Source organism: Cohnella sp. CFH 77786 (assembly GCF_019400745.1).
GTDB lineage: Bacteria > Bacillota > Bacilli > Paenibacillales > Paenibacillaceae > Cohnella.
Window position 1 is genome coordinate 429,487 of the sequence record NZ_WJIB01000001.1, and the last position, 13,253, is coordinate 442,739.

Annotated in this window: 12 protein-coding genes; 1 reads left to right on the forward strand and 11 read right to left on the reverse strand. The window is 59.8% G+C overall.

Annotation, left to right across the window (positions count from 1 at the left end; translation table 11 throughout):
• Positions 1-69: 69 nt before the first annotated feature.
• From GE107_RS02025 to GE107_RS02070, 10 genes are all read right to left on the reverse strand, one after another.
• Positions 70-2,325 (reverse strand): penicillin-binding protein, encoded by a 2,256-nt coding sequence (locus tag GE107_RS02025; RefSeq protein WP_219637793.1) that lies wholly within the window; start codon positions 2,323-2,325, stop codon positions 70-72.
• A 13-nt stretch (positions 2,326-2,338) separates the two neighbouring features.
• Positions 2,339-2,740: a cell division protein FtsL gene (ftsL2, locus tag GE107_RS02030; protein ID WP_219637794.1), complete on the reverse strand. Its 402-nt coding sequence runs from the start codon at positions 2,738-2,740 to the stop codon at positions 2,339-2,341.
• Positions 2,741-2,800: 60 nt separating this feature from the next.
• On the reverse strand, positions 2,801-3,754 hold the full coding sequence (gene rsmH / locus GE107_RS02035) for a 16S rRNA (cytosine(1402)-N(4))-methyltransferase RsmH (protein WP_219637795.1): 954 nt from the start codon (positions 3,752-3,754) through the stop codon (positions 2,801-2,803).
• Between the two features lie 114 nt (positions 3,755-3,868).
• Positions 3,869-4,306, reverse strand: a complete 438-nt coding sequence (mraZ, locus tag GE107_RS02040) for a division/cell wall cluster transcriptional repressor MraZ (RefSeq protein WP_219637796.1) — start codon at positions 4,304-4,306, stop codon at positions 3,869-3,871.
• A 134-nt stretch (positions 4,307-4,440) separates the two neighbouring features.
• The gene (locus GE107_RS02045) at positions 4,441-5,625 is read right to left on the reverse strand and encodes a DUF4349 domain-containing protein (RefSeq protein WP_219637797.1); all 1,185 of its coding nucleotides are present in this window, start codon (positions 5,623-5,625) and stop codon (positions 4,441-4,443) included.
• A gap of 434 nt (positions 5,626-6,059) precedes the next feature.
• Positions 6,060-7,322, reverse strand: a complete 1,263-nt coding sequence (locus tag GE107_RS02050; protein ID WP_219637798.1) for an adenosylhomocysteinase — start codon at positions 7,320-7,322, stop codon at positions 6,060-6,062.
• Positions 7,323-7,385: 63 nt separating this feature from the next.
• Complete coding sequence (gene bshC / locus GE107_RS02055) at positions 7,386-9,020, reverse strand: bacillithiol biosynthesis cysteine-adding enzyme BshC (RefSeq protein WP_219637799.1); 1,635 nt, start codon at positions 9,018-9,020, stop codon at positions 7,386-7,388.
• Between the two features lie 102 nt (positions 9,021-9,122).
• On the reverse strand, positions 9,123-9,521 hold the full coding sequence (locus GE107_RS02060) for a DUF3397 domain-containing protein (RefSeq protein ID WP_219637800.1): 399 nt from the start codon (positions 9,519-9,521) through the stop codon (positions 9,123-9,125).
• Positions 9,518-10,483 (reverse strand): ketopantoate reductase family protein, encoded by a 966-nt coding sequence (locus GE107_RS02065; RefSeq protein WP_219637801.1) that lies wholly within the window; start codon positions 10,481-10,483, stop codon positions 9,518-9,520. Before GE107_RS02065 ends, GE107_RS02060 begins: the two co-directional genes overlap by 4 nt.
• Before the next feature lie 102 nt (positions 10,484-10,585).
• A complete protein-coding gene (locus GE107_RS02070; RefSeq protein ID WP_219637802.1) occupies positions 10,586-11,230 on the reverse strand; it encodes an RsfA family transcriptional regulator in 645 nt (214 codons plus the stop codon).
• A 380-nt stretch (positions 11,231-11,610) separates the two neighbouring features.
• Here GE107_RS02070 and GE107_RS02075 point away from each other — a divergent pair, with 380 nt between their 5' ends.
• Positions 11,611-11,847, forward strand: coding sequence for a DUF2626 domain-containing protein (locus tag GE107_RS02075; protein WP_219637803.1), 237 nt, complete (start codon positions 11,611-11,613; stop codon positions 11,845-11,847).
• Between the two features lie 171 nt (positions 11,848-12,018).
• Here the strand turns inward: GE107_RS02075 and GE107_RS02080 are convergent, their stop codons facing one another.
• Complete coding sequence (locus GE107_RS02080; protein ID WP_219637804.1) at positions 12,019-13,167, reverse strand: class I SAM-dependent methyltransferase; 1,149 nt, start codon at positions 13,165-13,167, stop codon at positions 12,019-12,021.
• Positions 13,168-13,253: the final 86 nt, after the last annotated feature.

Consider the following 13,253-nt stretch of genomic DNA (forward strand, 5'->3'; position numbering starts at 1 on the left):
GCGCACGTCACCTTGGGACACGCGTTTGTTCATCCCTATTCAGCGTCAAGGGGGATTTAGAACAAGCCGTCAGCCATTCGGCGCGGAATCCGGCTTCTTCGCCTCGTCGGCCGCGGCGGCTGCGGCCGTACCGTCCGGCGGAGCAAGGGTCAGTTTGACCGTCAGCTTGCCGCCGGCGTTCACGGCTTGCTGCGAGACGACATAGCCTTCCCCGCGAACCGTGCAGCCCGCCTTGAGCAAGGAGCACAGCTCCATCGCGTCTCTCAGCGAGAGCCCCGTGAAATCCGGCACGGCTCCGATTTTGGAATCCGTCAGCAGGTAAATGGATTGCGATTTGGGCAGCACGCTTCCCGACTTGGGCAATTGCTGGACCACCTTGCCGCCTTTGCCGATGACCTGGACGCCGAAGGATCGCCTGGTGACCTCGCTCTTCGCTTGGGCCACGGCCATCCCCGTCACGTCGGGAACGCTGGCCGTCACCTCCGCGGCTTTGAGGGCGGCGGCCGCCGCTTGCTTGGCGTCCTTGTCTTGCGAATCCGGCAAGTTCGGCGCAATCCCCAGATGGCGCAGCGACTGCTCCATGATTTTCTTGAAAATCGGGGCCGCGACGGAGCTGCCTCCGGCCGTCTCGGACTGGGGCTCGTCCACGATGACGTAAAGCACGATTTTCGGATCGTCCACCGGAGCATAGCCGATGAACGAGACGACGTACTTGTCCGCGGAATATTTGCCGTCGATGACCTTCTGCGCCGTCCCCGTTTTCCCCGCGATCCGGTAGCCGGGGATATAGGCGTTTTTGCCCGTTCCGATTTTCAGGTCGCTGACGACGGACTCCAGATAGTTGCCTACTTTGCGGGACGTATCGGCGGACACGACTTGGCGGATTACCTTCGGTTCGAACACCTGCTTGTGGCCGCCGTCGGCATCCGAAACCGACTGGATCAGACGGGGCTGCATCAGCTTGCCGCCGTTGGCGACGGCCGCGACCGCGGTCACCTGCTGGATCGGCGTCACTTGCACCCGCCCTTGTCCGAACGCGGCGGTCGCGACCTCGGACGGGATTTTATTTCGGAAGGAAATGCTGCCCGCGATTTCTCCCGGAAGCTCGATGCCCGTTTTCACCCCGAAGCCGAAATTGTCGATGTATTTGCGAAGCTTATCCGCCCCCAATTTCTCGTAGCCCAGTTTCACGAAACCGACGTTGCTGGAATGTTTCAAGCCGTCGAGGAACGTGATTTCTCCCCAGCCCTTCGTGTTCCAGTCGCGGATTGTCGCGCCCGGCACGCGGATGCTGCCGGATTTGTACGTCTCGTTCGGATCGAACAAGCCTTCCTGCACGGCCGCGGCCAAGGTGACGATTTTGAACGTCGAGCCCGGCTCGTACACCGATTGGATGGCATTGTCCTTGAAATTGGCCTGATTCTGCGAGTAATTCCAATATTGGTTCGGATCGAACGCGGGCAGGCTGGCCATCCCGAGAATATCCATCGTTTTCGGATCCGCGGCGATGGCCGTGATGCTGACCGGGTGGTACTTATCGTAGGCTTCGCGCAGCGCTTCCTCGATGTAAAATTGAATGTCGCGGTCCAGGGTGAGGGTCACGTTCTTGCCGTCTACGGCCGGCTTCATCTTGACCTCGCCGTTCGGAAGCTGCGCGCCGGTGCGGTCCTTCTCGTACTGGATAAAGCCGGGCGAACCCTTGAGCACGTCGTCCAGCTTCTTCTCGAGACCGGTGACGGCCTCGCCGTCCTTGTTCGTATATCCGAGGATGTGGGCGGCCAGCATGCCGTTCGGATAATAGCGCTTCTGCTCCTCGACGAAATAGAGGCCGACGTCATCCTTCTTCGTCAAGTCGCGGAGCTCTCCGCGGAACTTGTCCAGCCGGTCTTTGACCGATTTGTCGACCTTCCAGCCGTCCGAGCGGACCTCGACCTGATCTTTATAAGAGCCGTCAGACTTCTTGGCGCCGATCATCTCGCGAAGCTTGTCTTCCGGCGTCCCCAGCACGTTATGCAGCTTGGATACGATCCGGTCTGCGATTCTCCATTCGGGATTTTGCTTTTCCAATTGCGAGATTTTCAGCGGCCCCACCGCGATCGTATAAGCCGCGGCGTCTGCAGCCAGCACCTTGCCGTCCCGGTCCAGCAGCATCCCCCTCTCCTGGGGGATCGGCTTGCTCGTCATCCAGGTTTTGCGGGCATTCTCCGCCCACATCGCCGAAGCGGGACCGACCTGGACCCAATAAATTCGAAAGATCAGACCGACAAAAAGGAGGGTGAAAACCCCTCCCACGAGCAACGTTCTCAGCTTGATCCGCTTGGTCATCCGTTCTACCTCTTTATTTCTTCGTGTCCATGGCGACGGCGTTGCCGTTCTCGCCCACGGTGATGCCGCGGTTCGGATCCAGCTGGACATAGCCGAGCTTCCGGGCTTCGTCTATGATTCTCTTCGGTTCGCTGAGCCGCTCGACCTCCCGCTGGAGTTCTTTCATTTGGCCGACCGTCTGTTCATAGGTACGGTTCATATCCTGAATCTGGCGGTTCATTTGATAGATTTCCGCATAGCGGTAAATAATGAGGCCCGCCACGACGGCACAGACGGCAACCGTGAAGAGGTAAAGCAGCTTTTCCCCGACCGGAAGCTGACGCCGGCGGACGATTTTCTCGGTCTGCCTGGCCGGCGGCGGCGTTTGCTGCGGCTTGCGTTCCGGACGGAGCGCCAAATTCCCGTAGTATGCCATTTTTCGAGTTCCCCCTTTATGTTTATTCGATATCGTTTTTCACCGTTCGACAGCGATCAGTCAGATTTTTTCCGCGACCCGCAATTTCGCCGAGCGGGCGCGGGGATTGTCGGCCAGTTCCCGCTCGGAGGGCAGGATCGGCTTTCTCGGCGTCAGCCTGAGCCGGCCTCCCCCGCCCCCGCACACGCACAGCGGAAAATCCGGCGGGCACGTGCAGGAGGCGACCTCCGCGGCGAACATCGTCTTGCATATCCGGTCTTCCAGGGAATGAAACGTAATGACGGACACCCTGCCTCCCGGCTTCAGCACGTCGATCGCTTCCGCGAGCGCGTCGCGGAAAGCGCCGAGCTCATCGTTAACCGCGATCCGCAGCGCCTGGAACGTCCGTTTGGCCGGATGAGGCCCGGTCCTCCTCGCAGGGGCCGGTATTGCGGATTTGATTAATTGGACGAGTTCCCCCGTCGTTTCGATCCGCGCTTTCGACCTTGCCGCCGCGATGTGCCGGGCGATGGCCCGCGCGAACTTCTCTTCTCCGTACTCCCGGAGAATGGCCGCGATTTCTTGCTCCTCCCATTCGTTCACGATCGTTTTGGCCGTAAGCGCCTGATCGCGGTCCATTCTCATGTCCAATTCCGCGTCATGGTTGTAGCTGAAACCGCGTTCGGCCTCGTCGAGCTGGGGACTCGAAACGCCGAGATCGAACAGCACCCCGTCAACCTGGGGATTTCCGTCCCGTTCCGGCACGCCGGCCGAACGAAGCGCTTGCTTCAGGCGGCGAAAATTGCTCTTCACCAGCGTGACGGCCTCTCCGAACGGAGCCAGTCGAACCCGCGCGTTCTCGAGGGCGGCATCGTCCTGGTCGAGGGCGATCAACCGGCCGCCGGAACCGAGCTTGGCCGCGATTTCCGCGCTATGGCCGGCCCCGCCCAGCGTGCAGTCGACGTAGATGCCGTCCGGCCGGACGTTCAAGCCGTCGACCGCTTCCTCTTTGAGTACCGTAACGTGGTGAAACATGCTTCTCAACTCCCCACAAAGTGAAGTTAAGCTCCGAAGTGGATTCCGATTCCTTTGCGGGGACCCCAAGAGCCTTTCGTTCTTCTTTTTCTATGCATAGAGGTTGTAAACGGATTAGAAGTTGAAATCGAAATCGACCAGTTTCTCGGCGATTTCGTTGAAAGAATCCTGCGACTGCCGCGAGTATTCTTCCCATGTCGCCTTGTCCCAAATCTCCACGCGGGTGGAGACGCCGATGACGGTGCAGTCCTTCTCGAGCTTGGCGTAGTCCCGCAAATGGTTCGGCACGTTTACCCTTCCCTGCTTGTCCCACTCGCATTCGGATGCGCCGGCGAACAGCAGACGGGAAAACGCGCGGGCGTTGGCCGCCATGCTCGGCAGCGATTTGATCTTCTGCTCCAACTGGGTCCATTCGGCCCGCGGGTAAACGAACAAGCAGTTATCCAAGCCGCGGGTGATGATGAAATCGGGGCCGAGGGCTTCCCGGAACTTGGCCGGGATAATGATTCTGCCTTTGTCGTCGATGCTGTGTTGATATTCCCCCAAAAACATACGCCCTCACCCCCCATTCATCACCACTTTCCACCACAATAAACCACTTAGCTTGAATAATTCGCCCCATAAAATAAAAATCCTGCTTCGGCAGCAGGATTTGAAAAATTTTAATTTTAGGCGGTAAAGGAAGCTTACTTCGGATCTCTCTCTTGATTCGATGGCGCGTTCACAAGGGTGCCGGGTTCGTCCGCCGAATCGTTCGCGTGAGCAGCGCCGGGTGCTGCGGAAGGTGCGTTGACGGGTTCCAAGGCTGCTTCCAGGGAGGCGCGCGCGTTCCATTCTTTGCGTTTCTGTTCTGCCGCCTCTCTGCGCGTCCGCCGTTGGCTCCGTACGATGAAATAGGCTGGGACTCCGATCACGGCCGCTAACGCCAGGATAGGCAACAAGGCAGACGCGAAGACGAGCAGCGCCTCGCCGATTTGGCCCAGCGCCTTGGCGCTTCCGGACAACGCGTCCGCCATGCGCTGGCCGACATTCTTATCCTTCTGCACTGCCGGCTCCATGTCCTCCGTCCCCTCGTACATTCTCACGTTGACCGTCGAATACGCCACGTTTTGGTCGAGGTAACGCATGCGCCCTTTAATCTGTTCGATTTGCTCCTGGACGGCGGCGAGCTCGTTCGAGAAACGCACGAGATCGTCGGTCTTCGTCGCTTTATCCATGAAAGAGAGCAGGCGGGCTTCAACCGTCTTCTTCGCTTGCAGACGCGCCGTGAGGTCGACGAACTCTTCGGTCACGTCGCTTCCTTCCATTTGGAGCTGAAGGTCCTTCTGGATGTCGCGAAGCCTCTCGATGAACGGCGAAAACCCGTCAGCCGGTACTTTGATGACGTAGGTCGCCCCTTTGCCGCTTGCATCCAAGGTATTGTTGAATTGCAAAACGTACGACCCGCTGAGGTGGATGGCATCCTTCAGCTTCTCTTCCGCGGCATCGTAATCGGGGACTTTCATGGACACGTTCGCTTTGTAAATCACTTTGCGGTTCGTGCCCATATCCGGATCCGCGATCGGTCCGATGCCCCCGACGTCGGCTCCGGCCTGTGCGGATTGCGATGACGACGCCTGATCCTGGACGGTCACTTGTGCCGACGGAGCATTGGCGAACGACTTCGAAGCGGCACCCTGCTCGGACGACGAAGCCATCGCATTGGCGGCCTGTTCCGCCGGTGCCGCAGCTTCCGGAGCTTCAGCCCCGGAATCGTCGCTTTTACTGCTGCAGGCGGCCGCGAATGCGAGCATCAGTGCGAGCGAGCCGATCATCGCCGCCAATCTGCCGATCCCGTTTCTCCTGCCCCCAACTTTTTTCCTGGTCGACATAGAGGAGTCCCCCTTTTTCGCTTTCTGCCCTCTAGACGTCCAGGAGACTCGATAGGTTGCCGGAAAGTGCCAATCGTCGATAAGTTCATGACAAGGAATTCGGGGTATACGTCTAACAAGTGCTACCGAGGGTATCGATGACTTGCTGTTGACGGTTCGGATTTGCATATCGCATCGGACGCCGCGGACACGGACACCTAATTTCTAAGTCAACCGAACACCACTATTGTTGCAGACCTAAGTCGACCTTCTGGATGAATGCAGGAGCGCCCTTATTTCTCCCGCTTCCGCAGCGTTGGACACTCTTGCAGCGGATTGATGGAAATCGAACGGAATCGTGGCACACCGGTGCTCTCTTTCACCGATCAGCGCAAAAAAACCTCCGTTCCGCCGATGAGGGCAGAAACGGAGGTTTATCGCGAACAAGAACAATTCTAATGCGCTGCCCAACTGTCCAGATAAGCCTTCTGTTCGGCGGTCAGCGAATCGATGCGGATCCCGAGCGCTTCCAGCTTCGTGCGGGCGACTTGCTCGTCGAGCTCGTACGGCACGTTGACGACGCGTTTGCCGATTTGCTGATAATTCTCGTTGACGTATCGGAGCGACAAAGCCTGGAGCGCGAAGGTCATGTCCATGATCTCCGCCGGATGGCCGTCGCCGGCCGCGAGGTTGACGAGCCGCCCTTCGGCGAGCACGTAGATTTTGCGGCCGTCCTTCAGCGTGTATTCCTCGATATTTCGGCGGACGACCCGCTTGGAGACGGACATCGCGGCCAACTCGACGAGATTGACCTCGACGTCGAAGTGTCCTGCGTTGGAAAGGATCGCCCCGTCCTTCATGACCGCGATATGCTCGCCGCGGATGACGTCCTTGTTTCCGGTAACCGTGACGAAATATTCCCCGACCTTCGCCGCCTCTTCCATCGGCAGCACGGTAAAGCCGTCCATGTAGGCCTCAACGGCTCGGATGGCGTCCACCTCGGTGACGACGACGTTCGCGCCAAGGCCTTTGGCCCGCATGGCCACGCCTTTGCCGCACCAGCCGTATCCGTTGACCACGACGGTTTTGCCGGCCACGACGAGGTTCGTCGTCCGGTTGATGCCGTCCCATACGGACTGTCCGGTACCGTAACGGTTGTCGAACAAATATTTGCAATAAGCGTCGTTGACCGCGACCATCGGGAACTGCAGGGAGCCGTCCTTCTCCATCGCCTTGAGGCGAAGGATGCCGGTCGTCGTTTCCTCCGCGCCGCCCCGGACGCCGGCGAGCAAATCCCGGCGCTCGGCGTGCAGAATCGTCACGAGGTCCCCGCCGTCGTCGATGATCAGGTCCGGTTTCGTTTCGAGCGTCTTGATGAGCAGGTCTTTGTATTCCTGGGGATCCGGATTGTACTTGGCGAAGACGGCGATCCCGTCTTCCACGAGCGCCGCGCAAACGTCATCCTGCGTGGACAGCGGGTTGCTGCCCGTAATGACGACTTCCGCGCCTCCGGCTTGCACGACTTTCGCGAGATACGCCGTTTTGGCTTCCAGGTGCAAGGAGATCGCAACGCGCAGTCCTTTGAACGGCCGGTCGCGCTCGAACTGCTCGCGGATTTTGTTCAGAACGGGCATATGGGCCTGAACCCAGTCGATCTTCAATTTGCCTTCCGGCGCCAGCGAAGGATCGCGAACGATGCTGGTGATCGAGGTTTTCATGGAATGTATTCCTCCCATTCAATTCTTTCATTAGCAGAACCGGTCCATCCCCCCGAACCGCGTTCAAGCAAGCTCCACCAACCGGTGGCTGCCGTTCAGATCGAGAGGCACTTCCCGGAAGTCGGCCATCCACCGGGGTCCGTATCGGTTCCAGAAATGAAGGGTGCCGTAGACGCGTTCCTGCGCTTTGCCTTCCGGCGCGAGCGATCCGCGAATGCGGTCCCAATGCCGCAGCGCGGCTTCGTGCTGCTTGGACAACGCGTCGCGGGACCGGTTTTCCAAATAGGCGATCTGTTCCAAGATCCGGTCCCGGTTGTTTTCGGACAAGGCAGCAAGACCCGGCTGCAGCGAGGCGACCGTCTTCAAGACCGGGTCGTACAAAGCGATAAACTGCTCGCGAGCCGCGCGGAACGTGCCTTCGAGATCCCATCGGTCTTGCGCCGACAGCCACTCCGCCCGTTTTTCCTCCCATTGCGTCATCGCTTGTTCGGGAGTGAGGCCATACTTGCCGAGCAGCTTCGCGATCGAAGGCTCCAAATAGGTATAAGATTGCCTCGGCACGAGAATCGGCATGCGAAGCCCGAACGATTCGAAAGCGGGTCGAAGAACGCCCCAATAAGCAAGCTCCGAGGGTCCGAGCACGGCGGCCAGCACCGGCAGCAGGAAATCCTGCATCAGCGGCCGCGTGAGCGCGTTCGTGCTGAGCCGGTCCGGCGCTTGCTCGGTAAGCGCCAGCATCTCCGGTTGCGATAAGGTCACGAGGCCTCTGCGGTCGGCATACCGGCCGTTCTCCTTGGATAACAGCAACCGGCCCATGTCGTGATGAAGAAACAGATTCGCGCTCCCCGGCGCGGTTTCCGCCTGCAGCGGGAGGCCGAGGTCGAGGACCGCGCGCTCTCCCCGTCCCAGCGCCGACTCCAGCTCGTCGTTGCGTTCGATGAGCCTGCGGAACATCGGACTTTCCAGTTCCCGAAGCCCCGGATCGTCGGCATCCAGCAGCACGAGGCCGTCGGGTCCGAACCATTCCGCCAGCAGGCGGGCGAAGGCCAGGCTCAGCGTCGGCGAATCCTCCGTATGGTTCCTCAATGCGGCAAGCAGCTGCGGCTTGAACTCCGTATCCGGCAGCGTGCTTGCCAGCTCGCCCAGCGCTGCGTCCCAATCGGTCCTGGCGACCTTGGTCCGGCTCACCGCGAGCCTCGCCCCTTCCGGACGAGCGATGCGGATTCGCCGCGTCCCGCCGTCGGCCGCCTGAACGTACACATGATTCGCTTCGTCGAAATCGTGGTCCTCGCCGGCGATCCAGAATACGGGCACGACGGTCCGGCCCAATTGCCGCTCTGCGCGGCGGGCCGTCTGAATGACGGTCAACGCTTTGTAGAAGATGAACAGCGCGCCGCCGAACAGCCCCGCCTGCTGCCCTCCGACGACGGCAAGCGTGCCCGGCTGACCGAGCCGTTCAAGCGAACGCTGCGCGGCCGGATGAACGGCCACGCCGATCTGATAATGCTTGAGCGCCTGCGCGACTCTTGCCCGGTCGGCCCGGTCCGATTCCGTACGGTCCAGCCACTCCGCCCGGAGATGCCAATCCTCGCGGTTCCCGGGATGGGCGCCGAACAGCGCGACCGTTGCTGGTTCTTGCTGCCGGTAACGCTCCGATAAAGATCGGAGAACCGGCTCTTGCAGCGGCGTAACTTTCAACAGGCCGTTCCCCCGATCGAATTCAAGTAAGATGCCATTTAGATTTTACACAACGCGGGAAAACTCGTCAAAAGCGTTTCTTGCGGCGAGCGGCCGCACGGCCTATGAATTCGCGGAGGATGGAAGGATCAATTGCAAGGACATGAGAAGAACGTAGAGCAAGGCCATCGCGAAAAACGAGAGGCGCCAGATCGCCCGAACGATTTTGTACGGATCGATTTTGCCGCGGATCCGGTTCTGCGCGTTGCCCAGCAATCCCGCTCCGATGAGCATCACCAGGAGGATGAAATAAAAGCCGAAGCTCGAGCCCGACAGCTTGCTGAGCAGCGCCGCCACGATTCCGATCAGAAAAACGTTCGTCACGTCCATGGAGAGACGGATCGCTTTCTTCTTCTCCATGCCCCGCACGACCCCGATCGCATAAACGATCAGAAAAGGGATGAACGGCAGCCCGGCCATGACCATATAGGTTTGCGTCAGCGCTTTCCACAACCCACTCATACCCCGCGCTCCTTCGGCGATTGGATGGCTTTCACGAGAGCGGTGACTGCGGCGTTCCACGGCGCATCGCGGCCGGAAGCGGCAGCCATGCGGCATACGGCGCCGTTTAACGCGTCGATTTCCGTTTCCCGTCCGGCCGTCACGTCCTGCAGCATGGAGGAACGGTTGGCGGCCGTCGCTCGGCAAACCCGCAGCACGTCCTCCCAAAGCTCGGAATCTTTCGCCCCGTGCAAGCCGTTCTGCCGCAAAACCCCCGCCGTTTCCCGAAACAGGGCGTCCATGGCAAGCCTTCTCTCGGGCGTTGCCGTCAGCTCGCCGTTCGGTACTCTCCACAGGGCGGTGAGCGGATTCACCACCGCGTTGATCAGCAATTTCCGCAGCATTCTCTCCCGGATTTCATTCGACACCGACGCGGAAAATCCTGCCTTTTTCAAAGCTTGTTCCACTCCGGAAATCAGATCGGCCATGCCGTTCTTGTCGGATGCCGCGGATAAAGGCTCCCATTCCCCGATCCATGTCTCGCCCGAGCCGGTATGGCGGACCGACGAGGGCCCGCTCCGGAGCGCCGCTTCCGTCGTCACGGCCGCCAGCAGTCTCCGTCCGGGCAGCGCCCCGCTCACGCGTTCCACATGACCGATCCCGTTCTGAAATAGCACCGTTCCCGCGTTCATGCCCAGCTTGCGGCCCAACGTCCGGAGCAGCCGCCCGTCCATCGAGGTCTGTTTCAACGCGATCAGAACGATGCCGTCAAACCCGGGCGTCACCTCCTCGAACGGAACCGCTTCGATCCTCCGGACCGCGACGCTCCCGTCCCGCTCTTCCAACGTCAAGCCGCTCTCGGCGATCCGCGCCGCCTGCTCTTCCGTCCGCGTCCACAATTCCGCGGGAAGCCCCGCCGCCGCGAGCTTTCCCGCCAGCAGCAAGCCGAGCGAGCCTCCGCCCATCACCGCCAACCGATGCATACCGCCGCACCCTTTTCGCGCTTTTTTCCCCATCATATCAAAATAACAAACAACCTGCCCGGGGGAGATGTCCCCGAGCAGGCTGCCTGCCGCGATACCTCGCTATTCGATCCGTTCCAGATTTCCGTTCGCGTCCATTTTGAACCGCGCCCGTTCTTCTTCCTGCTCTTCCGTCAGAAACGCGAGGCGGCGCGCCCGGTCCATGATCCGGATCAGCGCCTTGTAATCGTCGTTGACGACCTGGTAGTCCGTTTGCACGACGTTTACTTCTTTGCTTAGGCGTTCGTTTTCTTCCTTGTATTCTCTCAGCTGGTCGTCCTTCTCTTTCAGCTCTTTCTCGAGCTGCCGGATCTGCCGGCTCATCTCTTGGACGGTGCCCTTCCATTGGCGCAAATAACGGATAATCGCTTCCAGGGACAAGGACTCTGCGGACAGCGTTTCGTTTTTGGCGTTATCGCCTTCTTCCGCCGTCAACCGTTCGTTCCCGGCCAGGGCGGAAATGCCCTGCTTCTTCAAATAGTTCCGCTTCTGCCTCTGCTGCTTGGCCATTCCGATCGCTTCGTCGTACCGCTTGCGGACGCAGCTGTTCCAGCGGAATCCGCAGGCGGCGGACGTGCGCCCGATGCGCTGTCCCACTTCCTCGAACGCGGCCAGTTGCGTGCTGCCGTCCCGGATGTGCCGCAGCGTCACCTCCGCCAATATCAAATCGTCATCCGGGCTCCATGCGTCTTGTCTCACAGCCGTCATGGGTTATTTAGCCTCCTTGCGTCACTTGTTTTCGTCTGCTTCTTCATTCATTTCTATGCCCGTAGTAGAATTCATAGAATCTATCGGATACTCCTAGGTATATCCATTTTTCGGTCCGCTATACCTTCGCAGGCTCCGAGAACGGGTTTTCTCTCCCGCATAGGTAGGAATACGACGGGGAAAGATGAAGCTGACGTTGACCGTTGGATGGCCGTAAAGGGAACGTCGAAGCGATTCGGAAAACAAGAGCAGTACCGTTCTTGCCGAATCAGGCACGAAAAGTTTGCCACTTCGTCACTTCTTGCGGTTTACACCCACTCGGACGTAACGGTATAATATGCTTTAGAAATCGGGTGGATGGAAAGAGAGGGGGATTTTTCGTGGCACGCATGTTCCGGGTATTGGGCTTCTGGACGCTGGCGATCGCCCTCATGGCATTCGCGGGCGACATGTACGAGATGGCGCTGCTGTTCTTCATTCAGACCGCCGTCTTTTTCCTCGTCGGATATTTGAATTTCACCGAGCGCGCTTACCTGATGATGTTCTGGGGCTACATGGCGGTGGCGTTTGTCGGCTTCACGTATTGGTCCGTGTTCCAGATGGGCCTGCCCCTGTAATACGCCCGCAGCATACATAGGGCCGTTAAACGAAGAACCTCCCGTCCGCGTGAACCGGACCGGAGGTTTTTTGTCGTGATTCAGAAAGTATATAATCAGCGATACTTTTCTGAATCATCTCGGTAAAACGTCTATCCGTCTGAAAAGGACGGCTTAGCCGTTTTACTTGGTTCATTTCGTTTTTGCCCAAATCTGTACCTTGAAAAGCTCGCTCATGCCGTCCGACAGCAGCAGCTGCCGGATCGCCCGATTGCGGCGCGCGACGGGGTGGAACGGATCGGCGATCCCATGTTCGGCCAGCTTGAGGAGAACGCCCGATTCGACGAGAAAACGTTTCTGCGTGCCGTACCACAGCTCCTTGCAGCCGGAAGCCGAAGCGCGGAACCGGATGAGATCGAAATCGACGTGAGCCGTCAAATCCTGTTCCCCCGGTCTGTGAAACGGGTCTGCATGGGCGCGGTGCCGGTCATAGCACATCAGCGTGCCTTCCATCCGGTGGGAACCCGTCAGTTCGGCCGTCTCGTCCCCGTAGTCGATGAGGACGAGCAAGGCTTCCCCGAGCAGAGAAGCCAGCCGGGCCGTCCACCCGGCGCCCTCCCAGCCGATCTCCGTCGTCTGTCCTTCCGCCAGCCGGACGGATTGCCGCTGAAGCCAAGCCTCCAATTCCGGAAGACTCAGCTCCGTCAGGCAAGATCGGGGGCCCCGGGCGGAGTCGTCCCAATAAACCGCCCATTCCAGAAGCCGGCCGCCTCGCTTGACGACGCGATGGACGGGAAAAGCGTCCAGGAGCTCGTTCGCCACCACGATGACGCTCCTCGCCGCCCAATCCTCCGACTCCGCTTGCTCCGGGGAAATCACGCGGGCTTGTCCCTTCTCGATCCGGTCCGCGAGCGTTTCTTCGGCCTGGCGCCGGTGCGACGGATTCCCCTCCACCACGGTCAGGCGAAACCGCCGGCCGGACTCGCCCATCGCCTGCCAAGCTTCCACCATTTGGCTGCCGAGCCGTCCGGTCCCGCCGCCCCAATCGACCGCCTCGACCCGAACTTCATCCGGGAACCGCTCCGAGGCCAGCTCCGCCAGCTTTTCGGCCAATTGTCCGCCCATGACATCCCCGACGTACGCGCTCGTATAGAAATCCCCTTCCCGGCCGACGCGGGAAATCCCGGAACGGTAGTACCCATATTCCGGATGGTACAGACACAAGAACATGTAATCGCGGAACGTGAAACAAGGAACGGATTGGCCGTCCGGCGTCCGGCCGGTTCGGCCGCTCGCTTCTATCTCCGCGCGGATGGCTTCGTGAATGGAATCGGCCGTCACTTCCTTCCCCCTTCCCTTCCGTCATATTATAATAGACGGACACATATGTTGGACTACCCGCGCCGCCTGCGAGGCCGCCGAAAGGA